Source organism: Alphaproteobacteria bacterium US3C007, assembly GCA_034423775.1.
Taxonomy (GTDB): Bacteria; Pseudomonadota; Alphaproteobacteria; order Rhodobacterales; family Rhodobacteraceae; genus Thalassovivens; species Thalassovivens spotae.
The window spans coordinates 2005612-2031714 of sequence record CP139918.1 but is presented as its reverse complement, the minus strand read 5'-3'; the positions used below and the strand labels follow the sequence as shown (position 1 = coordinate 2031714).

Here is a 26103-nt window from a genome sequence, read left to right as displayed (position 1 = left end):
GTGATTTCTTAAAAGACATCCTGGAACCTCCCTAATTGGATGATGCTCGACATCCTAGATGGATAAGATACGCGACGTCAATATTTAATTTACGCGTGTAAAATTTTATAAATACTTGCGTTAATGCAATGGCTTATGCTGAGCCGCGCATAATCAAACGCCCTTCAAAGAGCTTCACTTCACGCTCTGGGCTTTTTTCATTCGAATCAATGATCTTCATAATCGTATCAACACTGCATTGACCTATTGCCGCATAATCCTGTGAAACAGTTGTCAAAGAAGGGCATGTATATCGTGAGAATGGGTGATCATCATGGCCGGCCACCCGCAAATCACATCCGTCAGCATGCCCCACGCGAAGACCCGCCTCAAAAGCCGCTGACAGCAAGCCTATGGCCAGCCGATCATTCGAACATAAAAGTGTATTTGTTCGAAGGCGGCCATCTGAAATGACTTTCCCTCCCTCTAAAAAACCAACTTCTTCAAAGTTCCAGCCCTCACCGTCAACCTGTATTAATTCAGGCTCACGACCGAGCTTCTCCATCGCAGCAAGATACGCCGTACGTCGCTTAAAAGCGTTGGGGTTTATTGGGTTTTTCATCTCAAAGAACGCTGGAGCCTCACCCGTTCTACACAGGTATTCAACAATTAAACCAATGCTTTGGTTATTGTCCGAGCCGAAAAAAGCTTCACCTGCTTCGTCAAGATTGGCATCAAATAATACGGTTGGCACTTCGCGCGTAAATTCATTTACCCGCCTTTGATCAGACGCTCGTCCTAACGGCGCTAGTAGCACGCCTGCCGGTTTAATAGATCGCAAGCTTTCAAGATTGGTGATTTCTTGTTGCGGCCCACCATGCGAGCTGAGAAGAAGTGGATTATAGCCTGCATCAATAATCAGCCCTTCGATCGTGCGCGCAATCCCTGCAAAGAACGGATCGGTCAAATTAGGCACAACCAATCCAATATTTTTTGTTTGCCGTCTGTTCTGATTAATTGCGTAGATATTCGGACGATAGTCAAATTTCTCTAAAGCCGCTTCAATTTTGAACCGTGTTGATTTTCGCACGCTTTCAGGCGCGTTAAAATATTTTGATAAGGTCGGTCTAGAAATGCCGCACACGGATGCAAAGTCTTCCATGTTTTTTATTTTATCGTTCATAGCGAACTCCACTCAATTCACGGAAGTTTAACCTCAATCAATAACTTCACACGGATATATTATTACTTAACTCGTGTAAATTTTAAATTTCTTTTTACACCAAGTGATAAATGAGGCTCCCAGTTTGTACAATTTTGCATAAATCCTGATTCAGGCTCGCTAATGGTTGCACTTGCAAACCGCCCAGATCTGCCTGCTAAAGTCCTTTGCCTGATTTTTAACAAAGTCGGCTTCAGGCACCATGATGTTCACCTCTTCCTCAAAAAAAACATCTAAGCTCGGGATAAATGAAGGGGCGGCTTTACTGTGTGGCGCATAGTATTGCCCTATAAGGCATCTTCACCTGATCCATGGCGCCTTTCTTTTGCCTATAATTGAGGCCGGCAGAACCAAGCCTGCAGATAAACTTATTGGCTCAGCGTGCAAAGAGAAGCCCCACGAAGGGATGCGATAAAAATGTTTTATTACGGCGTTAATGAAGGTGGGTGGTTGCCGACACACTTATGCGCGCACCATACGCCTGGCTCGCGGGCCGTTATAGGACGCCCCCCCCCAACTTAAATCAATAGTCTTTTCGCAGCGTGATTTTCTGTCTTTTTGCGGCAGCGCAGAGGGTGATTACAGCCGCTTAGAAGGCTGGTCTTCTTTGATCGGGATCAACGTTAAGCCATTTTTAAGGCAAAAGCCCCCTAACCGGATCTTCATGCACCTCGGTGATTGGTGGCCGCGCGACTACCAAGTCTTAATCAAAAACTGGGGGTTCGCTGATGCTCCAGATATTTTATTGCGGTTGGTGTATCAGCCTTTGCCGAGGTGGCATAAGTAAAGCTGAATGGACGTCAAATCTTCACAAATCAAGATCCAAAAACAATGCTTGGAGAATTCAAAGAATCTGCATAGCAAACCTGACCTCACTGGATACGAAGGGCTGGTTTACGTTTCTGCATTGTTAAATTGAACATGACTAAGACGTCCTTTCCGTGCGATTGAGGCATCAGATTATAGGTTTCAAAACCCCATGGAAACGTGGGAAATTGCGTCAGGGCTGGACATGTAAAAACGGAAATGTACACTAAAACTAGACGATAGTCGAAAGGTTGGGACATACGGTGCGCTATGGCAGAGTCTAATTATGGGTCTCGCGATAAACGAGGGCATTATAGGCCCCATGAGCGTGTGGGTTATCCTCCGATCTTTATTTGGCCGCTACAGCCGCGCGCCGCGCTAAAATGGGTTTTTGCGGTGCCAGGGTATTTAGTGCCTTGGAATGTTTTTTACATATGCGTGGGTGTTCTTTCCTGGTTTTTGCTCTCCCCGCCGTTAGAGGCTTATGCAAAAATATCATTTCAAACATTTTTTCTCGTTTTTTTAAAAAACAGTGCGTTGGTTGCGCTTTATTTTGGGGCGTTTCATTATCGCCTTTACACTCGGCGCTCTCAGGACACTGACTTTAAATTCAACCCCAGGTGGCCGGCCGCCAAATCAAAACAGTTTTTGTTCAATGATCAAAACTTAGATAATATCTTTTTGACATTTTTCAGTGGTGTTACAATCTGGTCTGGTTTTGAACTTGGTCTGCTGTGGTTCCCCGCAAATGGCTATGTGTCAGTTCTTTCGGTGAAAGAAAACTGGATTTACTTTATCGTGATGCTTTTGCTCATTCACTTATGGCGGGATTTGCATTTCTATCTGGTGCATCGCCTGATACATTTTGAGCCGCTATACTCGCTGGCCCATCGGATACACCATAAAAATATAAACCCTGGGCCTTGGTCAGGATTGGCAATGCATCCGATTGAACATATTTTTTATTTTTCATGTGCCGTTTTGTATTTATTTTTTCCGTTCCACCCAGCCTTTATTATCGTGACACTTGTGCATGCCGGATTAAGCCCTGCGCCGGGCCATGTTGGCTTTGATCGTATTAAGTTAGGTAAGGGCGAAAGCTTTGACCCAGATAGCTACGCACATTATCTCCACCACAAATATTTCGAATGCAACTATGCTGATGGTATATTGCCGCTTGATCGTTGGTTTGGAACCTTTCACGACGGAAGCGATGAGGCACAAACCCGCCTGAAAGATCGCCTGAAAGAGAAAAAATTAAAAAACAGGTTTAGCCGCTAAATATCGAAATACCTACGTCTAAAGCGGGATCACGGATTAGGCTGTAAGGGCGAACTTTTATGAGTTTATATGCACGTCGTAATACTGAATTCATATAGGCGTGGGTGATCCCAGCCCCCTCTCAACCTAGACCAAATGACACTACAATTTATTCTTTATCGTCTGCTCTGAGGGCTGTCTTTATTTTCAGAGCTTAAAAGTTGCCCCCAATGCCCATACTAAAAGTATGACTGGTATGTGCAAATGGCATTTGCAAAATACACTCTTTTAATTAAGCTTTTAATAATATTAGATAAATAGATCGCCAATTCTTGCCTAGGCCAAAGAATTATTTGGGGGTAAGGTGTTTTGGGATCAATTCAATCTACTTCAAGAAAGGCGTTAACGCTTTGAGGCTAGGTAAAAAATTGTATGATGTAATGATATCAAAATCTTTTGGCTGCGCTGTATTTTGTGAAACTTCGAGTGTAATCGACGCAAAATGCGGTACAACAGAGATACCAGCAAATTACCCACCCTATCCATCAACTAAAAGGAGAGAAGAATGAAACTCAAGCGTATGATCACTATCGGTGTTATGGGGCTTGGCCTTGCGACACCTGTGGCGGCCGAAGATTTCACCGGCACGCTGGCCAAAGTGGCTGAAAGCGGCGTTATAACCATTGGCCATCGTGAAAGCTCAGTGCCTTTTGCCTATCTAGATGAAAACCAGAAGCCAATCGGATATTCGATCGACCTATGTATGAAAATCGTCGACAAAGTGGCCGAAACAGTTGGCAAAGATCTGGAGATAAAATATGTGCCGGTTAACCCAAAGACGCGCCTCGCTTTAATGGCGAACGGCACCATCGATTTAGAGTGTGGCTCCACAACGAACAAGCTGTCTCGGCAACAACAAGTTGAATACCTCGCCACGACATTTGTAACCGGGACGAAGTTGTTGGTGAGAAAAGACAGTGGCATCTCATCGGTTGCCGACCTTGGTGGCAAAGCCGTAGCCCTAGCTCAAGGCACGACCAACGAATTGGCTGTAAAAGCCGCGGTAAAAGAATTAGGGCTAGATGTTAAGGTACTGCCTGTCAGAGATCACGCAGAAGGTATGTTATCTTTAGAAACCGATAGAGTTGATGTCTATGCTACGGACCACATCCTTCTCTTTGGCTTAATTTCTAAATCGAAAAACCCGGATGATTTTGAAGTTGTTGGAGATTTCTTGTCTTTTGATCCATACGGTTTAATGGTGCGTCGGAACGATAGCGCCTTTGAATTGGTGGGCAAAGCTGCTCTTGCCGATGTTTTCCGCTCTGGTGAAATTGACGCGATTTATTCCAAATGGTTCGATCCGCTTGGTGTGCCGGCAACGCCGCTTCTGAAAGCCTCCTTTACTCTGAACGCGCTGCCAGAGTAACCTTAAGCAGGTTCAAAATTTCGGGCGCCTGATCGGGCGTCCGATCCTCTCTAGCGGGAACAAAATGCCATATGGATTATAACTGGAATTGGTCAGTTTTATGGGATGAAACCTATCTTGGCTGGCTTATATCAGGCGTACAATGGACGTTCGCGGTCGCATTGGCAGCTTGGGTTATCGCTCTGACAATAGGCATAATAGTCGGCGTGGGCCGTACGCTTCCGTCAAAGCCGATTGCATTCATTTGCACCACATATGTCGAAATTTTTCGAAATGTTCCTTTGCTCGTCCAAATGTTTTTATGGTATTTTGTCGTTCCAGAATTGGTGCCTCAGGACATTGGGCGCTGGATGAAAAGGGATATGCCCAACCCCGAATATGTGACCGCCGTCGTCGCGCTAGGGCTATATACTGCCAGCCGCATTGCAGAGCAGGTACGGGCCGGCATTCAGGCAGTTGGCACTGGTTTGACATCTGCCGCCTATGCGAACGGATTTTCTGTATCTCAAACCTATCGCTATGTGCTTTTGCCTATTTCCTTCAGACTTATCGTGCCCCCAATGACCTCTGAATTCCTAACAATCTTTAAAAATTCTTCGCTGGCATTGACCATCGGTTTGCTCGAATTGACAGCTCAATCGCAACAAATAGCGGAATATACATTCCAGGGCTTTGAAGCCTTCACAGCAGCAACCGTAATATATATTTGCATTGCCTTGACAGCAACGTTGATAGCGCAGTTGCTGGAACGCCACGCAAAAATCCCTGGCTTCGTAGAAAAGACATAGATCATGGGCGATTTCGACTTTTCAGTTATTGTGGATAACCTGCCATTTCTTTGGAAAGGGTTGCAATTGTCATTATGGCTAACCTTTCTTGCCGTCATTGGTGGTATGATCCTAGGCACTGTATTGGCTTTAATGCGCTTATCTGGAATATTGCCTTTATCGCTTTTCGCAGCCACTTACGTTAACCTGATCCGGTCAGTTCCACTTATTCTTGTAATTTTTTGGTTCTACTTTTTGGTCCCCTTGGCCATTGGACGGCCAATTGGGGGATTTCATTCTGCGCTGATCGCTTTTGTTATGTTCGAAGCGGCATATTATTCGGAAATTATCCGTGCAGGGATCCAATCTATCCGCCAAGGTCAAATTCATGCAGGTCAAGCCACTGGGCTGAACTATTGGCAAATCCAGCGTTATATCGTGCTTCCACAGGCGTTTCGCAATATGATACCAATCCTCGTGACTCAAGGTATCATTCTCTTCCAAGACACATCTCTGGTATTTGTTGTGTCTTTACGTGATTTCATGACGGTGTCTTCAATCGTCGCCCGCACAGAGGGGCGGCTTGCAGAGATGTATGTCTTTGCAGCCCTAGTCTATTTCATTATCTGCTTCACCGGATCTCTATTGGTCCGCCGGCTTCAAAAGGCAAAATTCGCATGATTTCGATCGATAAAATCTCAAAGTGGTATGGCAATTTCCAGGTCCTTACAAAGTGCAGCACAACGGTTGAGAAAGGTGAGGTTGTGGTTGTGTGCGGGCCGTCCGGATCGGGAAAATCGACCTTGATAAAATGCGTCAATGGCCTCGAACCCGTTCAAGACGGAACTATCAAAGTTGAGAACATTGAAGTCACTAACAAGCGCACCGATTTAACAACCCTTAGATCCCGGATTGGCATGGTCTTCCAGCATTTTGAACTTTATCCCCATATGTCAGTGCGTCAAAATTTATGCCTGGCACAAGAAAAAGTGCTCAAACGATCCAAAGATGAGGCCAATGCAAAGGCAGAAGCATTGATTGCCCGCGTCGGTTTGTCCGAACATATTGAAAAATTTCCCGGTGAGCTTTCTGGTGGACAGCAGCAGCGTGTTGCGATCAGCCGCGCATTGGCAATGGATCCCATTGCAATGCTGTTTGATGAGCCAACTTCAGCGCTTGATCCTGAAATGATCAATGAGGTGCTCGATGTCATGATCGAACTGGCGCAGGAAGGCATGACCATGATGGTCGTTACGCATGAAATGGGCTTTGCACGCAAGGTCGCAGATCGGGTGGTGTTCATGGATGAGGGATGTATTGTCGAAGATCGCGTGACCAACGATTTTTTCAACAACCCTGACAGCGATCGGGCCAAAGACTTCTTGTCTAAAATCTTACACCATTAATGTTGACGTTTCGTCATCAGGTTTTTCACAATCGCCTGCATCTGCGCAATCAAACAACCATCGCCCACTCAGCTTAGAACAAACCACACTACAATTTATTCTTTATCACCTGCTATTAGAGCTGTCTTTATTTCTAGGGCTTTGGGAATTTTTCCTATGTCTTTAGGATCACTCTGCGATACCCTCTTTAAGCATTTTCTTTTTCTTTAGCCTTCTTATGCTAAGCCCTTAAGCTACCTCTTCGTGCCACGTTAGGGCACTTAAAGCTTAAACATATTGAACATTTTCGCTCTCCAGCAAGAGTTCAATTTCATTCGGCACTTTAAGGCCATTTGAAACCTTTTGGTCTAACTCCGTCTCCAACTCTAAGATTTCATGACATCTAATCGTAATTTCATCGAGATCTGCGAGTGGAATGGCAATTATTCCGTCAGGATCAGCGATAATCACATCGCCTGAGCAAACCTCTACACCAGAAACATTGATATTCAGCCCAACCGTACCTGGTCCTTTACTAACGGGTGATGCAGGCGTAAGCCCTGAACACCATGAAGGAAACCCTACCTTTTTCAGACCATTTAAATCGCGCATTGGCCCATCGGTAACGAACCCCGCTGCACCGCAATTTTTTAGCATACCAGCCACACGATCACCTGCTGCTGCACAACCCTGATAGCCACCAAAAGATGACACCACTATGTCTCCTTTTTCTATAAACTTTAAAGACGCGAGAAGAGCAAGGATATCCCCGGGACCAGTATCTACCGTCAAGGCTGGACCAATAATTCTCGGGATAGTTGAGCTTGAAGTGTCAAAGTATTTGATGGCTTTTGTAAAAGCCCCTTTACCCCACATGGCATCGTTTGCAACGCCCGTCGGAACCATATTCAACGCTTCGATCTGCTTGGCAGACGGTCTAGGCAGATTTTTTGAAATCCGTAACAATTTTGGTTCTTCTATCATTCATATATCCAATGTTTTGAAAGCAATCACGACTGGATTACAGCCTAAGTAAAAACTTCAAGTTGTCTAGCTAAGTAGGCTTAGAGCTTCTCTGATGCCCTTTTTAAGCCCTTCTTTTTTGACACCGTGCTTGTGCTTCGCCCTTAAGCTGTCTGCTCGTGCCCCCCTAGGGCACTCTGGTATAGGTCCGTTAAGCCAACACCTGTTCCATCTGCTCTCGCATGCCGTCATCTGGTCGACACTCTCTCCTGCCCAATGCTAAGGCAGTGCTTTTATAAAAATGTTATCAGTAGGTTATGTATCGGTAAACTGCTTAAATCAGCCTAAACCTGGTACCCACGGCCGGACTCGAACCGGCACGGCCATACAGACACTAGCACCTGAAGCTCTAATTCGCTTCGTGTTCATTATCAGACACTTACGTCAATTCCTGCGTATAAATTCACACGGTGAAGACAGCCTGTCAATACACGACCTATCCCTTAATGTGTGCCAATGTGGACCAAATGTGTGACAAGATGTGTCCAAGGAGTGGGACGACAGAAGACCACTCGATGTAGCTAATTCATCAAACTCATTCCAAACGGTAAGCAATCTGTTTCGATACAATAAGTGGTTACCATATGAGGGGTACGCATGGGCCACACCCCCTGTGCCCGTTATATATACTTGGGCTTTGACAGCGAGGTGAGCTGTGGGTGTGTTAACCAATATCATGTTGCTAGTTTGTAGAGGCTCCTCAAAAACGTCTGAGTAATGTATATAGGCTAGCTTATAGCCAACTTATCTGTTATTATTTCAATAGAGATAATATCTCTTAACCAATTAATTATAAACAATAATAAGGAGATTAAATGACTTCAAACAACTCTGATACCAATAATATCAACTATATGAACTCAAGGCCATTAGACGTTCACACATGGTCAGATTATTCTGAAGTGAATGACTTTGTGGATGATATTTACCTACTTCTCAAATCAATCAAAGGACACAAGAAGGGCAATAAGAGGCTGCTCAAAGTGCTGTTGCTTGATCTGTATGTAGCTTGGTGCGCTGACCCTAGTTTAAAGATCATGTTTAGCCGAGATAATAATGCCTACAAGGCCAAGTCCAGATACAATGAACTGCATATCAGCAAGAAGATCCTAGAGATCGTAGATGTTCTGATAGCGGAGGATATCATTTACGAAAAGCGAGGCTTTAATGATCGGGTCAGGGGAGTTGCTTTCAGATCACGTCTTTGGGCCACTGATTGGTTGATTGAAAAATTCAAAGCAGCAAGGTTCAGCCAATTCCACATCCATTCTCATGAAGCAAGGGAGCCTGTTGTTTTACGGGATAAAGCTAAAAAAGACATTGAAGATTACAAAAACACGCCCTTTGTGATCTCTGCAAGATCACTGCTTAAAGATTACAATCAACTCTTAGCCAATACCCATATCGATATTTATGATTTGGAAAAACCTGTCCTTGAAATTGGTGAGGGCAAAAAAAAGATGCGTCTTCAGATCAATCAGCAAGACAAGTTTGTAAGACGGATTTTTAACAACAGTAGATGGGATCAGGGAGGTAGGTTCTATGGTGGTTGGTGGCAAAGATGCCCGAAAGATTACCGTAAGAAGATCAAGATGGATGGCATCATGACTGCGGAGGTTGATTTCTCTGGGCTGCATATTGTGATGCTTTATGGGCAGCAAGGGATCAACTATTGGGCGGAGATCAATGAAGATCCGTATCAGCTGCATGGCATCAATGATATTGATCCAGATATAAACCTTAGAGCAGCGTTAAAACTGCTTATGCTCACAGCCATAAACGCTGATGATGAGGCAAAGGCCTTCCAAGCCTTTAGATTTCAAGCAGAGACTGGGCGCCCAGAAAAAAACCTTAAGAACGACCAACTCAAATCAATGCTAGAAGCTCTTAAGCGCAAGCATGAACCAATAGCGCATAAGATGGCATCAGGGGCTGGTATAGACCTCATGTTCCATGACAGCCAGATCACTGAGCGACTGATTAAGCGCTTCACCTATCATCACCAATGCCCAATTCTAACAGTGCATGACAGCTATGTGGTCCCTTTTGGATATGATCGTATTTTGCACAAAGAAATGCAGTCTGCCTTTGAGCTCATCACTGGAGTGACACATCCCGTAGTCGAGCACACCACTGATTACTTTGATACGATAGAGGATGAGCCCCATCCGCCTGATATCAAGCAACACGAAGGGTCTTATTCAGCCAAGCCAAGCAAGAGGCATCAGAAAGAGTTGGGGCTATTTAAAGAGTTTAAAGCAAAGCCAGATCAGGAAAGCTGGGTTCCTGAATGGACGATGGTTTTTTGATTTAATCACTCTGAAAATAGGTATCAAATTGGCACCAGTTTTGCAGTATCACTATGAGATGATGCAAATTAAGGCTAGTAAGGGTGCCATATTTTTTGATGCAATCAATAGAAACAATACGCTTTAAGAGCGTAAACTGCACTTAGGGCTCAAGCCGTAAATGCTTTCTATTGGAACTAATACTGAAGCCATAATGGCCCAAGCTGCAGCTTCTTCTGTCACTCGTGACATGGAGACAGCCATGCATCGCTTATCTACGGGTAAGCGGATTAATGCGGCTGCTGATGATGCTGCAGGGGTGGCAATAAGTTCTAGGCTGGATAGCACTGTGAGAGGCTTAAACCAAAGCATCCGTAATGCTCTTGATGCTCAGGCTCTGATCGACACTGCAGAAGGAGAAATGCAGGAAATAGAAACCATTCTGCAAAGGATTAGAGAATTATCGATACAAGCTGCCAATGATACCAACTCTGCGGATGATCGAACTAATTTGAATGCAGAGGCCCAAAGCCTTCTTACTGAAATTGATAGAATATCTTCCTCTACCACTTGGGCGGGGCAAAGCCTTCTTGATGGTACTTTTACTGATAAAAGCTTTCAGGTCGGGACAGGGACTATGGCTGCTGATCAGCTTGTGACATCTATTGCAGGAGTCAGTCCAAGCGACTTGGGAATAGGCCCTACCGAAGAAATCCAGGATAAAAAAACAATAAGCGTTGTTCCACTTGGGTCAGAGGTACAGGTTAATACCTCAACTTATGACTTTCAGAACGTTCCTGAAATCATAAGCTTAACTAATGGAAACCAAGTTATTATATGGCAATCACCCCACGAAGGATTTGGTTACCAAATATACGCACAAAGATATGACTCATCAGGAAACACCATCGGATCTGAATTTAATCTTTCGTCTGATAAAAACTTTAGTTCATCGTGGGTTTCCGCCGCAGCGTTGAGCGATGGTAGTTTTATAGCCACGTGGTCAACATATCGAAAAGATGGTTCTGGGTATGGAGTCTACGGGCAGCGTTTTGCCTCCAACGGCAATCTTCTAGGCGATGAATTTCTGATCAACACGGAAACTTCTGATATGCAAAGAAATTCATCCATTGCTGCTTTAGCTGATGGGGGCTTTGTTATAGCTTGGGAATCAGACCAACAGGACGGTTCCAATGCAGGTATTTATGCCCAACGATTTTCGTCTACTGGAACGAAAGTTGGAAGTGAATTCCAAGTGAACACGTATACTGAAGGTAGGCAAGATAACCCTTCAGCATTTTCATTAGAAAATGGCGGCTTCGGTATTACTTGGTCTGGCGGACCAGGTATCGTCACACAACTGTATAACTTGGATGGCACTCCCAACGGCTCTCCATTTAAATCTAGCGATAGTGGCTATTTATCTTTCGCTGGGGGCTTTTCTTCAGCTAGTTTGAGCTCAGGTGGCTCTGTAACAACGTTTTCACAGGATGGCAGTGTATATGCCCAAAAACATGATGCTGATGGAAATAAAGCCGGCTTAATTTATCAAGTAAACAATGATAACGAAAACTCACATTATTGGTCTACTGTTACTCCGATCAACTCTGAATACTATCTGGTGACATGGACTTCTAGCGACTCCGACGGCAGTGGAGTTTATGGAAGGGTAATAAACGAGCTTACGGACACCGTATCAGATGTGTTTTTATTAAACAAACATGAGACCTCAGCCCAACAACAGGCAGCAGCGGTTAAAATTGGTGATGATGAGTTTTCGGTTACTTGGTCATCAAATAATCAAGATGGAAGTGGGTATGGAGTATTCAAACAAAGGTTCCAGATAAGCGAAAATATCGTATCAATATCACTTGGAAAGAAAAATAGAATAAACTTTTTCAACCAGGAAAACTCCCTTACCTCGATCCAGCACATAGACCAAGCCTTGCAAACCCTGAACTCACAACGAGCCTCACTTGGCGCTATATCAAATCGCCTTGATCATATTGTGGCCAACAACACCAATGCTGCTACCAATGTATCCAAGTCATTAGGTCGCATTCAGAATGCTGACTTTGCTGCTGAAAGCACAAGCTTAGCGAAGAACCAAATTCTACAGCAAGCTTCTACTGCTATGCTGGCTCAAGCCAATGCTTCTAAGCAGAATATTCTAGAACTTTTGCAGAGTTGATTTTGGTTCTATCAAAGAACACCGTGATCTGTTCCATCCGATACCCATTCCCATAACTATTCCCAATTGAACTTACTGACGACCATCCACCAATCTGATCAATCAGATCCATTGGGCATTCCACAGATCTCAGACGGTCTCTGAATGTATGCCTAAGGCAATGCGCAGTAAGGCCATCAAAGTCCTTTTTGAGCCACTTATTGAGGGCATTAGACGCATGCGTAGCGTAGCACTTTCCATCTCTAATATATCTTGGAAACAGGTAGGTATCGTCTGCCTGCTTGAATGCTTGTTCTATAGCCAGCTTGGCATATCCGACCAAGGGCAAGGTTCTCTGGCTGCTCCTAGTTTTCAATCTTCTTGCTGAATTAGGCCGTATATAGATCAGGTCATTCTCAAGATCGATATCCTCAAGCTTCAACCCCACGATTTCTGCTAACCTACAGCCTGTTTCTCCTAAAAGTGGCATGAGCAACTTGACCTGACTACCTGAGGCTAAAGCCTTATCGTATCCCCATTTCAGCTGATCGTTGGTAAAGGTGCCTCGCTTATTGCTATCTTCACCTTCTCCCTTGATGAACAGTCTTGAAAAGGGGTTACGCTTATCCAAGTCCAGCTCTGCATAGGCGTAATTAAGAATAGCAGACAGGCTGTTGATACGTCTTCTGATAGTGGCGGTCTTGTTCCCTTTCATTTCCAGATGACGAACAAACAGCTTGGCATCCTCTCGAGTGTACCGGCTGACATCTCTATCACCAGCAAGAGATATGAACGGGTCTACAGCCACCTTGATTGGCTTATGATGGACTGATCGAAGGGATAGGTATTCACTCACGTAATCAGAGAGCAAGCTTGGCCTTGGCTTAAAGCTAGTTACGACAGCAATAACATCTATTGGGATGATGCCTGTCGTATTACTCCAAGACCCCTCCAATACATTACCCAGACGTTTTGCATAAGCTTCAGCTTCTTCAGGGCATTTAGACAGCGCTTGCCTGATGAATGGACCATAGGCTTTCACTGCGTGCTTAGGCACACGGCGGTTATAATAATAGGTGCCTGAACGGCATAATGTGTACGGAATGTGTGACACGACGGTCTCCCTCGATGATTAAACTCGAAGGAATTTCAATAAGTTGTCAGCCTAAATCTGGTACCCACGGCCGGACTCGAACCGGCACGGCCTATTAAGCCCAGAGATTTTAAGTCTCTTGTGTCTACCATTCCACCACGTGGGCAGGAACCAGATTTTTACACTTGCCGTTACTTTAAGTTCCAACCACCAAACAGTGTCACTTTTACGTCCACCGGTCGTTTTATTATCAAGAGCGCAGCACGTGCACACGCCTCATATCTCAAAGAACCACAGTTTATTCTCGAGCCAAACTCTGCCACCTGTTACGGTTGAAGACGATCAGCTCAAGGGCGTTGCTATCAAGGTAACTGCGAGGGGTAAAGTACCTTTTATGCTGGAAATGAGAATAAACGCCGCAAAGCGGTTAAAATAATTCAACCACATTAGCTTGATCGCAGCTTGATAAATTCACAGGCTCGCTTCTATTGCCCAGCCTACAATCTGTCCCAGCACGCGGCGGCCCATTAAAACGGCCAAAGGCACTGGCCAATCAATAGAAATTTTCAATGCAACCGCGAGCCAAGCGGCACCGCGCGATCTGGGCCCACCAACACAATACCGCCATCATCGCCAGAGACCCCCAGCACCAAAACTTCGGACATAAAGCGCCCAATCTGACGTGGTGGAAAATTGACCACCGCCAATATCTGCTTCCCAAGCAACTGATCAGGCGCATAATGCTGGGTGATTTGCGCTGAACTTTTTTTCACACCCAGTTCAGCGCCAAAATCGATCCACAGTTTAATCGCGGGTTTACGCGCTTCGGGATAGGGCGCCGCATCAACGATACGCCCCAGCCGGATATCAACCTTGGTAAAATCGTCAAAGGATATTTCAGCCATTGGCCAAATCTCGCGAACGGTTTACCGCTGCGGCCACAGTTTCGCGCATCAAGGCATCAAGCCCCCCTTTGGCTTGCATCAAAACCTCGAGACCGGCTTGCGTGGTGCCATTTGGGCTGGTGACATTGATCCGTAATTGCTCGGGCGTTTCCTGCGATGTGGCGGCCAAAGTCCCGGCGCCGGCCACTGTCGCCTTAGCCAATTGCATCGCCACATCTTCGCCAAGCCCTTGTGCACGGGCCGCCGCAGCCAAACAATCGATCATATAAAACACATAGGCCGGGCCCGAGCCTGACACCCCCGTGACCGCGTCCATCTGCGCCTCATGCTCCAAGCGAAGGGTCTGGCCAATGGCGCCCAAAAGGCCCTCGGCCAATACCAAGTGACGTTCTTCGATCCGGTGATTTCCCGATAACGCCGTAATACCTTGTCCAATCGCGGCTGGTGTGTTTGGCATTGCCCGAATAATTGGAGTGTGCGGGCCCAATATCGCTTCAAAACCGGCAATTGTAATGCCCGCAGCGATCGATAAAAATAAAGTGGTTCCATTACCGAATTTGGACATTTGAGGCAAAGCCGCTTGCATCAATTGGGGCTTTACCGCCACCAAAACCAACGCCGGATCAGATGGAAGAGCTGCATTCAAATGTATATCTTGCTGTTGAAGCCACGCTGACGGATGCGGGTCTAATGCCCAAACGGACTGAGCTGGAAGCCCTGAACTCAGCCATCCCTCCAGCATCGCTGACCCCATTTTTCCGCAGCCAAGCAGCACCAAACCACGCTGCGCAATATCTGAAAAATCCATAGCCCTCCCCTATGGGCACTCTGCCCAAATATAGGGAAAGTTTAGGCCCGCCCGTACGCCTCTGCAATAGCCACTTGCATCGCATCTTTCGCCGAATGATCGCCATAAACCACCAGTTGAAAGGCTGGGTAATACCGCTCGGACGTGGCAACTGCTGACGAAATTAATGTGCTTATTTGATCTGCGCTGGCGACTTGCCCGCCAGACAATAACAACCCATAGCGATAAACCATCAAAGATTGCTCGGTCCAATAGGTGAAAGCACCGGCCCAGCATTGATCATTGATTTCGTTCAAGGCCTCGAACAAGACGCCATGTTTATGCGCGGGCGGTTCCATCTCAAAAGTGCACACCATGCGCAAGGTTTCATCATAAGCCGACCAGGCCAAAGTAATAGAATACGTCCGCCAGCGCCCTTCAACAGCCATTGCGATTTGATCCTCTGCAATGCGATCGAAATCCCAAGCCTTATGCTCTGCGATATTTTCAACGATGTCGATTGGATGGATATCTTCTTCAAGAAAGCTTTCGGTCAATGCCATAGCGCCACCTCTTACGTTTTTAGTGGGGGGATATGGCAGTATCCCTACCACTTGGTGCCTGCTCTACAGAGTGCTGCCGATTGCTGCACCCCTACCACATATGGTTATATGGATTGACCTTCCTGTAAAGCTAAATCTTAGCAGGACCTACAATAAGTTGTGGATATCTTGGTTATGCCTACGACATAGGCGGATATCAGCCGTTATTTTAGCGCAAAAAATTAGGCTGGTTCCAAAAGGAACCAGCCGCATATTTCTGCTTAATCGGGTTCAAAAAAACCGCTCAGCGTCTTAAGAATTTTATTTTCCCTGCTCCAACGCCTCGAGCCGCGCGGCCAGCTCGGCATTTTCTTCACGCGCTTTGCGCGCCATAGCCTGCACCGCATCAAATTCCTCACGGGTGACAAAATCACGATCAGCCAACCAACGGTCAATCATTGACTTCATCGCCGTTTCAGCTTCTTCGCGCGCACCTTGTGCCACGCCCATTGCGTTGGTCATCAGTTGAGAAATATCGTCAAACATTTTATTTCTGGTTTGCATTGGACGCTCCATCGTTACATGTACCTCTTATATGGGGCTTTCCACGCATAGTCTCAAGCACCAGTTTACATTCTGCGGTGTTCATGAGATCGCTAGAGAGGCAAAATGATTATATTTCCTGATATCTCTCCTGAGATTTTCTCAATCTCTGTTTTCGGATTGTCCTTCTCCGTTCGTTGGTATGCTCTGTCCTATATTGTCGGTATTTTATTGGCATGGCGCATGGCGCTTGTCGCGTTGCGCCGATCAGAGCTTTGGCCCAAAAACCTTGCGCCAATGGCCGCTCGGGACTTTGAAGACCTGCTAACCTGGATGATCCTTGGCATATTACTTGGGGGGCGCTTGGGTTATGTGCTATTTTATCAGCCTGCCTATTACGTGGCACACCCTTTTGAAATTGTAATGATCTGGACGGGCGGTATGGCCTTTCACGGTGGTTTGCTGGGGGTCGTAATCGCGGCGTTTTTTTACTTTCGCCGCAATCTTGTTCCTTATGCAAGCGGCGCGGATGTGATCGCCCTATCCACGCCCATGGGGCTTTTGCTTGGGCGCTTGGCAAATTTTATCAATGCCGAGCTCTGGGGGCGGCCCACAGATCTGCCATGGGGGGTGGCGTTTCCCGGCCAAGCCGCACAAGCCTGTGGCCAAGCCGCGGGCCTCTGTGCGCGCCATCCCTCGCAGCTTTATGAAGCGGCGCTTGAGGGTTTGTTGCTGGGCCTGGTGTTGGCCGCGATGGCGTTTCGCTACGATGCGCTGAAGCGCCCCGGCTTGATCACTGGTGCTTTCTTTACAATATACGGGCTGTCGCGCTGCCTTGTTGAATTGGTACGCCAGCCCGATGCGCAGTTTCAAAGCCCCGAAAATCCTTTGGGATATGCGCTGAACTTTGACGGCTTTGGGCTTACGATGGGGCAGCTTTTATCCCTGCCGATGGCGCTTTTGGGCATGGCTTTGATACTGCGGGCTTTTCGCAAATCATGACTGCGCTTGCACCACTTCTTAAACAGCGCATCGCGCAAACCGGCCCCATTGCGATAAGCGAATATATGCAGACCTGTTTGCTGCATCCCAAGCATGGCTATTACACAACCCAAGCAGTTTTCGGCCAGCAAGGCGATTTCGTGACGGCGCCTGAAATTAGCCAAATGTTCGGCGAATTATTGGGCCTCTGTTTGGCGCAAACCTGGCAGGATCAAGGGCGCCCCGATCGCTTTATCCTTTTAGAACTGGGCCCTGGGCGCGGCACTTTAATGGCAGATATTTTGCATGCCACGCGCACTCTTGATGGGTTTCATGCCGGTGCCCAAATTCATCTACTGGAAGCCTCGCCTCAACTGCGCGCTTTGCAAAGAGAAAAACTGCAGCCGTTTCAACCCGTCTGGGCTGAGCAGGTTGCAGATCTTCCAAATCTTCCCATTTTCTGCATCGCCAATGAATTTTTTGACGCGCTTCCCATCCGGCAATTCCAATTCGAAGCCACTGGCTGGCACGAACGCCTGATCGGTTTGAAGGATGGGGCTTTTCACATTGGCTTAACCAGCGCGCCCACCCACCTTCCCGCATTAGACCATAGGGTTGGCGAAGTTCAAATTGGCGATATTGTTGAACTGAATACCGGCGGTCAAGCGATTGCCAAACAACTTGGCCATCATATAGAAGCGCAGGGCGGGGCCGCGTTGCTGATCGATTATGGCGATTGGGAAACTTTGGGGGATACGCTGCAAGCGGTGTACCAACATGACATAACCGAGTTTTTAAGCGCACCCGGATTGGCGGATCTTTCTGCGCATGTCGATTTTGCGGCTTTGGTATCAAACCTTACCTGCAAACACAGCCGACTCACCCCGCAAGGCGTTCTGCTCGAACGTCTGGGAATAACCGCCCGCGCGCAAGCTTTGGCCAAACGCTTAAGCGGCATGGCGCTAGACCAACATATCGCAGCGCATAAACGCTTGACCCATCCTGCGGAAATGGGAAATCTGTTCAAAGCCATCGCGCTATACCCATCCACAACCCACGCGCCTGCAGGATTCACTGAATGAGTTTGAAACGCCTAACATCCCCGCTTTTATCACCGATAAACCACGGGTTTTATACGCGGCTTGGCGGCGCCTCTTCAGGTATTTTTGAAGGGCTGAACTGCGGCACCGGATCTTCGGATCAAGCTGAAATCGTGCAGATCAACCGAAGCCGCGTGGCAGAAGATATGGGCGGTGATTTAAGCGATCTTGTCACGGTTTACCAAACCCATTCCGCAACCGCGCTGACAATCGCCTCGACCGGAAATCCAGAAACCGCAGCAGATGCCATGGTTTGCGCATCGCCCAATATCACCTTGGCTGTGCTGACGGCCGATTGCCAGCCCGTGCTATTCGCCGACCCCAATGCCAAAATCATTGGGGCTGCCCATGCCGGTTGGCGCGGCGCTTTGAACGGAGTGCTGGACGCCACAATCGACGCTATGGAAGGGTTGGGCGCACAGCGCGAAAACATTGTCGGCGTGATCGGACCCTGCATCAGCCAGCCCGCTTATGAAGTTGGTCAAGACTTCATCGAACGCTTCTTAGAAGCAAGCCCCGATAACCACTGTTTTTTTAGCAACGCCAAAGCCCCCGAGAAATATCTATTCAACCTGCCAGGCTATGGACTTTTCAGATTGCGAAAAGCGGGAATAAAAGCAGCCGAATGGACGCAATATTGTACCTATTCAGACCCCAAACGCTTTTTTTCATATCGGCGCGCCACGCATCAGAAACAAGCGGATTACGGGCGTTTGATTTCCACCATACGGCTTTCTTGAGCCTGCACCGCGTCTTGTAAAGTGGCGTTACGCTTTTTTGGCCAATCGCTCTTCTAAAACGTCAAAGGGCACGCCAGGCTCTTCCTTCGCGCCTCGGATAACCAAGGATGTTTTCACGCTTCCCACATTCTCTGCGGTGAGTAAATCCGAGGTAAGAAACGTTTGAAAACTGCTCAGATCAGGCGCAACGCATTTAAGCATGAAATCAACTTCGCCGTTCAACATATGACATTCGCGCACCAGCGGCCAGTCAACGCAGCGATCTTCAAAGGCCCGTAAATCTGACTCCGCCTGGCTTTGCAGCCCTACCATGGCAAAAACTTGAACTTCAAAGCCCAATTGCCGGCTGTCAACTTTGGCATGATAGCCTTGAACAAAGCCCTGATCTTCCAATGCGCGCACGCGGCGCAGACATGGCGGCGCTGAAATTCCAACACGGCGTGCCAATTCTACATTCGTCATTCGGCCATCGGCCTGCAACTCAGCTAAAATGAGCCTATCAATAGGGTCTAAACGGGTTAACGGCATTTAAATTCTCCACAAGCTACGTTTTTCTTACAGCAAGCAAGCCCTACGCGCAATAATATTTCACAAATCCGCAAGATTATTCCAACTCGTTAATTTATAGGCAGCAGCAAGAGTTTTAAATATCTTGGGGGTTTTCCAGCTTAAAAGACACCGTTATACCGTGCCGAGCAGAATTTAAATGATATCGGAATCATCATGTCAGAGACCCGCAATACCAAAGTTTTGATCATTGGATCAGGCCCCGCAGGCTATACGGCCGGTGTTTATGCCAGCCGCGCTATGCTTGAGCCCATTCTGGTGCAAGGGATTGAGCCGGGCGGTCAATTGACCACAACAACCGAGGTGGAAAACTGGCCCGGGGATACGGAAGTACAAGGCCCCGATTTGATGATCCGTATGGAGGCGCATGCAAAAGCGATGGGATGCGAAATTATCGGAGATATAATCAGTGACTTGGATCTCAGCCAACGCCCCTTCACCGCCAAAGGCGATAGCGGCGCGGTCTACACTGCAGATGCAGTGATATTAGCCACTGGCGCACGCGCGAAATGGCTTGGCCTACCGTCGGAAGAAAAGTTCAAAGGATTTGGTGTATCGGCTTGCGCCACCTGCGATGGATTCTTCTACCGTGGCCAAGAAATTGTGGTGATTGGCGGCGGCAATACCGCGGTGGAAGAAGCGTTGTTTCTCACCAATTTTGCAAGCAAAGTCACCTTAATCCACCGCCGCGATGAATTACGCGCAGAGAAAATTCTTCAAGACCGTTTGCTCAAGCATCCAAAAATCGAACCTTTATGGTTTCACCAATTGGATGAGGTGATCGGAACCGACAGCCCGCTCGGCGTTGAAGGCGTACGGGTGAAGAACGTCAAAACCGGAGAGATCACTGAAATTGCCTGCAAAGGCGTGTTCGTGGCCATCGGGCATTCCCCCGCGACAGAGCTGGTTAAGGATGTATTGGAGACCCATAGCGGCGGCTATGTGGTGGTCGAACCGGGCAGCACCCGCACCTCAATCCCCGGCGTGTATGCGGCGGGTGATCTCACCGATGATACCTACCGGCAAGCGATCACCAGCGCAGGCATGGGATGTATGGCCGCCTTGGATGCAGAGAAATTTCTAGCTGAAAACGACTAGAATATACCAGTCAGACTGTCACAGGACGCAATGCGGGCCTTTATATCTGGAAGTGAATATATTTCAGGGGCCTTGCCACGGGAAAATCGCCTGTCAAAGCTCCAGCATGATCGCTCGCCTGATCCTAAAAATATCTGCGTAAAAAACCGAGACAAGTGGTTTGGAGTTGTCTTAGAGCCGCAAATCAACCCTCAACAGCTCGCCTATTTTCTTGCTTTTTGAATTTTAATCGTTTGCACCACAGTCTCGGGTTGAGTTTGCGTTAAATCAATATGCAGTAAACCATTTTCCATGAGCGCTTCGCCCACATCCACACCGTCGGCCAAAACAAAACTGCGCTGAAACTGACGCGCCCCAATCCCGCGATGCAAAAACACACGCGTGTCACTTGTCTCTTGCTGCCGCCCTCGAATAAGCAATTGGCGATCCTCAAGCGTGATCGATAAATCTTCCTCGCGAAACCCCGCAACGGCAAGCGTAATCCGATAAGAGCTGGCCGAGGTTTGCTCAATGTTAAAAGGCGGGTATCCTTCATTCCCAGATTTCGCCGCGCGCTCAAGCAGCCGTTCCAGTTGCTCAAACCCCAGCATATGCGGGTAAGACCCCAAATTTAATTTTGCCATCGACACGTCCTTTTTAGAAGCGACAGTCCGTAAAAAGCCCCAATCTGGCGGCTCTTGCAGTAGATATGGGAAACCAAAATGATAAAGACAAGGGCTTTGCAGCCCAACGCCTTTCCGGTAAACTAGAAACGTAACAAGCCAGTAGATGTGAATGATCAATACCAGCGACCCCGCCTTAGAAAATGATGAAGTTTTAAAGATCCAATTGGCAGTGTTTAAAAGCGAACACCGCGATCTGGATGATGCGATAGGTGCTCTGGTTGAGAAGGGCACCGCAGATCAACTGACCCTGCAGCGGCTTAAGAAAAGAAAATTGGCGCTTAAAGATAAAATATCGCGTTTAGAGGACCGTTTGACCCCTGACATTATTGCCTAAGCTAGGGCAATCCTTATACTGCGCGTTTGAAGCCAAGGACCAAAGAATGACACAGCCGGACATCGGAATAATTATGGGCAGCCAATCAGATTGGCCAACCCTGCGCAACGCTGCCGAAATTTTGGATGATTTACATCTTCCCTATGAAACCAAAATCGTATCGGCCCATCGCACCCCAGACCGTTTGTGGACCTATGGTAAAACCGCGATCGATCGGGGTTTAAAGGTGATTATTGCCGGCGCTGGTGGGGCAGCGCATTTGCCTGGCATGATGGCGTCAAAAACCCCGTTGCCGGTGATTGGCGTGCCCATACAAACGAAAGCCTTATCAGGTGTGGATAGCCTCTATTCGATCGTACAAATGCCAAAAGGCTTTCCCGTAGCAACGATGGCGATTGGGGCTGCAGGGGCTCAAAACGCGGGGCTGATGGCCGCTGCAATTTTGGCCTTGAGCGATCCAGAGCTTGCGGCGCGTTTGGCGCAGTGGCGCGCCAATCTCACCGCTTCAATCGCGGATGAACCCCTTGATGAATGAGCCTTTAAAAACTGGCGCCGTGATTGGTATTTTGGGCGGTGGACAATTGGGCCGGATGCTTTGCAGTGCCGCCAGCAGGTTGGGGCTGCGCGCACATATTTTCGATCCCGCCTCAGCGCCCCCTGCCGCCGATGTGGCTTACGCCACCACCTGCGCCGCCTATGAGGATGAGGCTGCGTTGCGCCGCTTTGCAGCCGATGTTGATGTGATCACCTATGAGTTTGAAAATATCCCCACATCGGCTTTGGATATTTTAGAAAAGCTTTGCCCAATTCGACCCGGGCGTGAAGCCTTGCGTATTTCCCAAGACCGTTTGACGGAAAAAGATTTTCTAACAGGCTTGGGGTTGAAAACAGCCCCCTATCGCGCGGTTGATACGCGCCAAGACCTGAGCGAAGCCGTGGACACGCTAGGGCTGCCCGCCATATTGAAAACCCGGCGCTTTGGCTATGATGGCAAAGGGCAAGCGCGCTTATCCACCCAAGAAGATCAGGCTCCGGCCATCGCTGATATGGCCGGGCAAGCGGCAATTTTAGAGGGCTTCATTTCCTTTTCAAAAGAAATTTCAATCATTGGCGCGCGCAACAGCGCCGGCGATGTGGCTTGCTTTGACCCGGGCGAAAACATCCACCAAGCGGGGATTTTGCGTACGACCAGCGTACCTGCGCAAATCAACGCCACGCAGCGGATGGATGCGGTGCTTTTGGCCGCCAAAATTATGAATGCGCTGGATTATGTAGGCGTTATGGGCGTTGAGCTTTTCGTCACTGGGCAGGGTCTAATCGTCAATGAAATCGCCCCACGGGTTCACAATTCGGGGCATTGGACGCAAAATGGCTGCGCGGTTGATCAGTTTGAACAGCATATACGCGCCATCGCCAATTGGCCGTTGGCCGATGGCAGCCGGCATAGCGATGTCACAATGACAAATTTGATCGGGAATGATCTTGACGCGCTTGAAGCCCTGTCTTCGCAAGCCGGCACCGCGCTGCATTTATATGGCAAAGCCGAGATAAAACCGGGCCGTAAAATGGGCCATTATAACAGCGTCCGGCCCAAAAGCTAACGCGCCGTGGAGCGAAAGGCCGTTAGGCAAGCGCATTATCTCAAACAAGGCCTGTCATCCTTGCCGCCAAACTTCCTGTAAGATGCACAGCTCGACCCTGTGCAAACGTGCCTTCGACTGCGCGACTGCGCCCCTCCAACACCACCATATCAGCCCGTTGCCCAATGGCCAGATGCCCCCGATCATTGAGGCCCAAAATCTGGGCAGGGCGGGACGAGACCAACGCCCACGCCTTGGCAATGCCAATATCAGCCTCTAAGCTTAGCGCGGCCTGGCAAAGCGATGGGTAATGATAATCCGAGGCCAAAGCATCGCAAAGCCCCTCTGCCAACAAGGTCGAAACGCCAATATTGCCTTTATGCGATCCACCCCGCAACAAATTTGGCGCACCCATTATTACCGGCGAACCAAGGGTATGGGCCTGTTTTGCAACCTCATAGGTTTCCGGAAATTCACAAATCGAAACGCCCATCTGCGCCCAAATCTGACGCTGTTGAGCGCTGCGGTCATCATGGCTGCCCAATATCGTCTGCGCTCTGAGCCGTGCTCTTAATCGCAATAGTGCGGCAGGAACTTGATCATGCGCGTCATGCATCTGCTTTAACAACGTCAGATGTGCTTCAGGATTGCGGCCGCTTTTTAATGCCTGACCCGTCAATCGGGGGGGGCGTTTTCCTGCGGCCAGTGCCCCGTGGGGAATATGATCATTGAACACGATATAGGGCACTTGGAACCTGGTGCACAAATCTGCAAAGCGCTCATAATGATCCAGCATATGCGTTTCAAAGCGCAGCTGCGCGCGCAGGGTTAACGGGCTGCTTTGTTGAAAACATTGCAAGGCCTGCAAAAACTTTTCAGCAAATTCGGGGCCGCGCATGCCCCCTTCCCAGCTGTAAAATTGCGCCAGACACGCCGTGGTAATCCCATGCGCCGCCAATTCAGATTGTACGGCAGAAAATCCTGTTTGCAAATTTTTCACCGCGCCCCGCCTTGGCGCAAGATGGCGCTCAAACCCATCGCCATGCAGGTCAATAATCCCTGGCAGCACAAAAAATCCGTCTAGATCAAATGCAACGCTTTGCGGGGCGCTCGCTACCACGCCCTTTTCAATATGCAAGGGTGCACGCGCCACGCCCGCTGGCGTTAAAACATCGGCATTGTAAAAAGAGAAAGAACTACCGGTCATTAATCAGCACGTTTTGCAACGCCTCACGATCACTCATCTCAGGATCAAACTGGCCCGTTTCAAGATAATCAAGCGTTTGCGCCAAAACATTTGGCGCATTCATGATGAACGTATGCGTGACTGGCAGAATGATATGATCGCGCATTCCCTCAACCTTGGTGGCTGCAACCGATACTTTCCCGTCATCCGCCCCATCAATCAATGCAGAATAAGCAGGGTTTAGCGTGTGAGATCCGGCTATAATTCCCAAATCAAAGGTGACCGCGGGCAAACTCAATACCAAACCATCCGTCCCCAATTGCGCTCCCGCCGGGCCATTGATCCACTTAAAGGGCGGTAAGGGGCCCAAAATATCAACCAGCTCACTGCCTTGATTGGGCGGTGCTAGCATAACCACGCGGCCAAGATTGTCGGGGGTTTGATGTGCCAGCCAATAGCGGGCCAAGATACCCCCCATGGAATGCGTTACCAAATGGGTTTTCGCGCTTCCACAGGCGGCAAACCCCTGCGGCAATGCGAAATCAGACAAAGACTGAATAGTTTGTTTGGTTGAAGGATAATTTACTTTTACCGTTTGATACCCTTGCCGCTGCAACACCTCTTCCAGCAAAACCAGCGAAAACGCGGACCGCCCCAGCCCATGCAACAACACCACACAATCTGCAGAAACAGGCTGTATGAACCCCGCGATAAAAAGAAAAAGATAGCGGATCATTTTGCCCTCTTGGCGGTAGATTCGCGATCGCCGCCTTTGCCCGGCGCATCAAAAGACCAAGTTGCAAAGCCAATACCACCCAAGACCACCGCGCTGGCAAGGGCAAACTGCCAAGTCATGGCTTCAGCTAAAAACACCATACCGCCGAAAGCTGCCAAGACCGGCACGCTTAACTGCGCTATTCCCGCCACAGCAGTAGATAAACGCGGCAATACTGAATACCAAAGCGCGTAGCCCATTCCGGAAGTCACCGCGCCGGACACCACCGCCAGAACACCCCCGTATAGGCTTAGCTGCGCAGGAAGCAGATATAAGACGGCCGCCGCAAAAAACCCTGTATAAAAGAAATTAGCGCCGGTATCGGCCAAAGCATCAAGGCTTGCGCGCCCCAACAGCGAATACACCCCCCAGCCGATACCAGCTGCCAGCATCAGCGCGGCGCCCCATGGATCAATGGCAGCGTGCTGCGTCGGCCAAAGCAGCCAGACCAACCCCGCAAAAGCGATCAAAGCTCCGATCCATTTCCGCGCTGTCAGATGCTCTTTTTTAATCAATGCGCCTGCAAACATCACAAGCTGGATCACGCCAAAAAGGATCAAAGCGCCAATCCCCGTTGGCAGCGAAATATACGCCAGCGAAAACGCAACCGCGTATAAGCTTAGGCTGATCACACCCCAAAATTTGAACGCTGGAACCTGAAGCCGCTTATCGCGCCACCCAATCAACAACATCAAACAAAGCGCCCCCGACAGCAAACGTATCGCGGCAAAGGCCCATGGCTCAAGCCTGTCAGCTCCAAGATCAGGCGCAAGCGCCGCACGATTCAGAACTGAATTGGCCGCAAATGCCAGCATCGTCAATGTAGTGAGTAAAATTAAGCGCATCCAAGTTTTCCTCAACCGCTCGGCTTTACTGG

At 48.3% G+C, this 26103-nt stretch carries 26 protein-coding genes and 1 tRNA gene; 14 read left to right on the top strand and 13 right to left on the bottom strand.

Translation table 11 applies throughout. The features are described 5' to 3' along the window. Positions 1 to 133: 133 nt before the first annotated feature. Positions 134 to 1162 carry a LacI family DNA-binding transcriptional regulator gene (locus tag UM181_09800; GenBank protein WQC61628.1) on the bottom strand — a complete coding sequence of 343 codons (1029 nt, stop codon included), beginning with the start codon at positions 1160 to 1162 and terminating at the stop codon, positions 134 to 136. Positions 1163 to 2656: 1494 nt separating this feature from the next. On the opposite strand from UM181_09800, the gene UM181_09795 reads away from it, so the two are divergent. The 5 genes from UM181_09795 (at position 2657) to UM181_09775 (ending at position 6870) form a co-directional block, all read left to right on the top strand. Then, entirely contained in the window at positions 2657 to 3289 is a 633-nt protein-coding gene (locus UM181_09795) for a sterol desaturase family protein (protein WQC61627.1), read from the top strand. A 544-nt stretch (positions 3290 to 3833) separates the two neighbouring features. Next, positions 3834 to 4697, top strand: coding sequence for an amino acid ABC transporter substrate-binding protein (locus UM181_09790; protein ID WQC61626.1), 864 nt, complete (start codon positions 3834 to 3836; stop codon positions 4695 to 4697). Positions 4698 to 4768: 71 nt separating this feature from the next. Then, complete coding sequence (locus UM181_09785; protein WQC61625.1) at positions 4769 to 5485, top strand: amino acid ABC transporter permease; 717 nt, start codon at positions 4769 to 4771, stop codon at positions 5483 to 5485. Positions 5486 to 5488: 3 nt separating this feature from the next. Then, entirely contained in the window at positions 5489 to 6145 is a 657-nt protein-coding gene (locus UM181_09780; GenBank protein ID WQC61624.1) for an ABC transporter permease subunit, read from the top strand. Next, positions 6142 to 6870, top strand: coding sequence for an amino acid ABC transporter ATP-binding protein (locus UM181_09775; protein WQC61623.1), 729 nt, complete (start codon positions 6142 to 6144; stop codon positions 6868 to 6870). Before UM181_09780 ends, UM181_09775 begins: the two co-directional genes overlap by 4 nt. A gap of 267 nt (positions 6871 to 7137) precedes the next feature. Here UM181_09775 and UM181_09770 read toward each other — a convergent pair whose 3' ends face one another. Next, positions 7138 to 7833: an RraA family protein gene (locus UM181_09770; GenBank protein WQC61622.1), complete on the bottom strand. Its 696-nt coding sequence runs from the start codon at positions 7831 to 7833 to the stop codon at positions 7138 to 7140. 854 nt (positions 7834 to 8687) lie between these two features. Here UM181_09770 and UM181_09765 point away from each other — a divergent pair. Both UM181_09765 and UM181_09760 read left to right on the top strand, forming a co-directional pair. After that, positions 8688 to 10181 (top strand): hypothetical protein, encoded by a 1494-nt coding sequence (locus UM181_09765; GenBank protein WQC61621.1) that lies wholly within the window; start codon positions 8688 to 8690, stop codon positions 10179 to 10181. Positions 10182 to 10341: 160 nt separating this feature from the next. Next, complete coding sequence (locus UM181_09760; GenBank protein ID WQC61620.1) at positions 10342 to 12351, top strand: flagellin; 2010 nt, start codon at positions 10342 to 10344, stop codon at positions 12349 to 12351. Here UM181_09760 and UM181_09755 read toward each other — a convergent pair. From UM181_09755 to UM181_09730, 6 genes are all read right to left on the bottom strand, one after another. Then, the gene (locus tag UM181_09755; protein ID WQC61619.1) at positions 12317 to 13444 is read right to left on the bottom strand and encodes a tyrosine-type recombinase/integrase; all 1128 of its coding nucleotides are present in this window, start codon (positions 13442 to 13444) and stop codon (positions 12317 to 12319) included. The two genes, UM181_09760 and UM181_09755, sit on opposite strands and share 35 nt — an antisense overlap. Positions 13445 to 13502: 58 nt before the next feature. After that, a tRNA-Leu gene (locus UM181_09750) sits at positions 13503 to 13589 on the bottom strand. Positions 13590 to 13989: 400 nt separating this feature from the next. Continuing rightward, positions 13990 to 14328: a tRNA-binding protein gene (locus UM181_09745; protein WQC61618.1), complete on the bottom strand. Its 339-nt coding sequence runs from the start codon at positions 14326 to 14328 to the stop codon at positions 13990 to 13992. Continuing rightward, entirely contained in the window at positions 14321 to 15136 is an 816-nt protein-coding gene (proC, locus tag UM181_09740) for a pyrroline-5-carboxylate reductase (GenBank protein WQC61617.1), read from the bottom strand. Before proC ends, UM181_09745 begins: the two co-directional genes overlap by 8 nt. A 41-nt stretch (positions 15137 to 15177) precedes the next feature. Further along, positions 15178 to 15678, bottom strand: coding sequence for a YbjN domain-containing protein (locus UM181_09735; GenBank protein WQC61616.1), 501 nt, complete (start codon positions 15676 to 15678; stop codon positions 15178 to 15180). A 300-nt stretch (positions 15679 to 15978) separates the two neighbouring features. Beyond that, positions 15979 to 16221 (bottom strand): accessory factor UbiK family protein, encoded by a 243-nt coding sequence (locus UM181_09730; GenBank protein ID WQC61615.1) that lies wholly within the window; start codon positions 16219 to 16221, stop codon positions 15979 to 15981. 105 nt (positions 16222 to 16326) lie between these two features. Here UM181_09730 and lgt point away from each other — a divergent pair, with 105 nt between their 5' ends. Genes lgt through pgeF form a run of 3 tightly spaced genes read left to right on the top strand, consistent with a single transcriptional unit; the run spans position 16327 to position 19021 of the window. Beyond that, the gene (gene lgt / locus UM181_09725) at positions 16327 to 17202 is read left to right on the top strand and encodes a prolipoprotein diacylglyceryl transferase (protein WQC61614.1); all 876 of its coding nucleotides are present in this window, start codon (positions 16327 to 16329) and stop codon (positions 17200 to 17202) included. Further along, complete coding sequence (locus UM181_09720) at positions 17199 to 18263, top strand: SAM-dependent methyltransferase (protein WQC61613.1); 1065 nt, start codon at positions 17199 to 17201, stop codon at positions 18261 to 18263. The genes lgt and UM181_09720 overlap by 4 nt, the downstream gene beginning before the upstream one ends. Next, positions 18260 to 19021, top strand: a complete 762-nt coding sequence (pgeF, locus tag UM181_09715; GenBank protein ID WQC61612.1) for a peptidoglycan editing factor PgeF — start codon at positions 18260 to 18262, stop codon at positions 19019 to 19021. The genes UM181_09720 and pgeF overlap by 4 nt, the downstream gene beginning before the upstream one ends. A gap of 27 nt (positions 19022 to 19048) precedes the next feature. Here the strand turns inward: pgeF and UM181_09710 are convergent, their stop codons facing one another. Beyond that, positions 19049 to 19549: an Lrp/AsnC family transcriptional regulator gene (locus tag UM181_09710; protein ID WQC61611.1), complete on the bottom strand. Its 501-nt coding sequence runs from the start codon at positions 19547 to 19549 to the stop codon at positions 19049 to 19051. 195 nt (positions 19550 to 19744) lie between these two features. On the opposite strand from UM181_09710, the gene trxB reads away from it, so the two are divergent. After that, positions 19745 to 20686: a thioredoxin-disulfide reductase gene (trxB, locus tag UM181_09705; GenBank protein ID WQC61610.1), complete on the top strand. Its 942-nt coding sequence runs from the start codon at positions 19745 to 19747 to the stop codon at positions 20684 to 20686. A gap of 203 nt (positions 20687 to 20889) precedes the next feature. On the opposite strand, the gene UM181_09700 is transcribed toward trxB, so the two are convergent. Beyond that, positions 20890 to 21309, bottom strand: coding sequence for an Hsp20 family protein (locus UM181_09700; protein ID WQC61609.1), 420 nt, complete (start codon positions 21307 to 21309; stop codon positions 20890 to 20892). Positions 21310 to 21460: 151 nt separating this feature from the next. Between UM181_09700 and UM181_09695 the strand changes: the two genes are divergently transcribed. The 3 genes from UM181_09695 to UM181_09685 are packed head-to-tail and all read left to right on the top strand — an operon-like array spanning position 21461 to position 23286. Next, positions 21461 to 21685, top strand: coding sequence for a DUF465 domain-containing protein (locus tag UM181_09695; GenBank protein WQC61608.1), 225 nt, complete (start codon positions 21461 to 21463; stop codon positions 21683 to 21685). Positions 21686 to 21731: 46 nt separating this feature from the next. Next, positions 21732 to 22220: a 5-(carboxyamino)imidazole ribonucleotide mutase gene (gene purE, locus UM181_09690; GenBank protein WQC61607.1), complete on the top strand. Its 489-nt coding sequence runs from the start codon at positions 21732 to 21734 to the stop codon at positions 22218 to 22220. Further along, complete coding sequence (locus tag UM181_09685; GenBank protein WQC61606.1) at positions 22213 to 23286, top strand: 5-(carboxyamino)imidazole ribonucleotide synthase; 1074 nt, start codon at positions 22213 to 22215, stop codon at positions 23284 to 23286. The genes purE and UM181_09685 overlap by 8 nt, the downstream gene beginning before the upstream one ends. A 40-nt stretch (positions 23287 to 23326) precedes the next feature. Here the strand turns inward: UM181_09685 and UM181_09680 are convergent, their stop codons facing one another. From UM181_09680 to UM181_09670, 3 genes are read right to left on the bottom strand one after another with little or no spacing between them, the layout of a single operon-like run. Beyond that, entirely contained in the window at positions 23327 to 24472 is a 1146-nt protein-coding gene (locus UM181_09680; protein WQC61605.1) for an alpha-D-ribose 1-methylphosphonate 5-triphosphate diphosphatase, read from the bottom strand. After that, positions 24462 to 25187: an alpha/beta fold hydrolase gene (locus UM181_09675; protein ID WQC61604.1), complete on the bottom strand. Its 726-nt coding sequence runs from the start codon at positions 25185 to 25187 to the stop codon at positions 24462 to 24464. The genes UM181_09680 and UM181_09675 overlap by 11 nt, the downstream gene beginning before the upstream one ends. After that, complete coding sequence (locus UM181_09670; GenBank protein ID WQC61603.1) at positions 25184 to 26071, bottom strand: DMT family transporter; 888 nt, start codon at positions 26069 to 26071, stop codon at positions 25184 to 25186. Before UM181_09670 ends, UM181_09675 begins: the two co-directional genes overlap by 4 nt. Positions 26072 to 26103 lie beyond the last annotated feature (32 nt).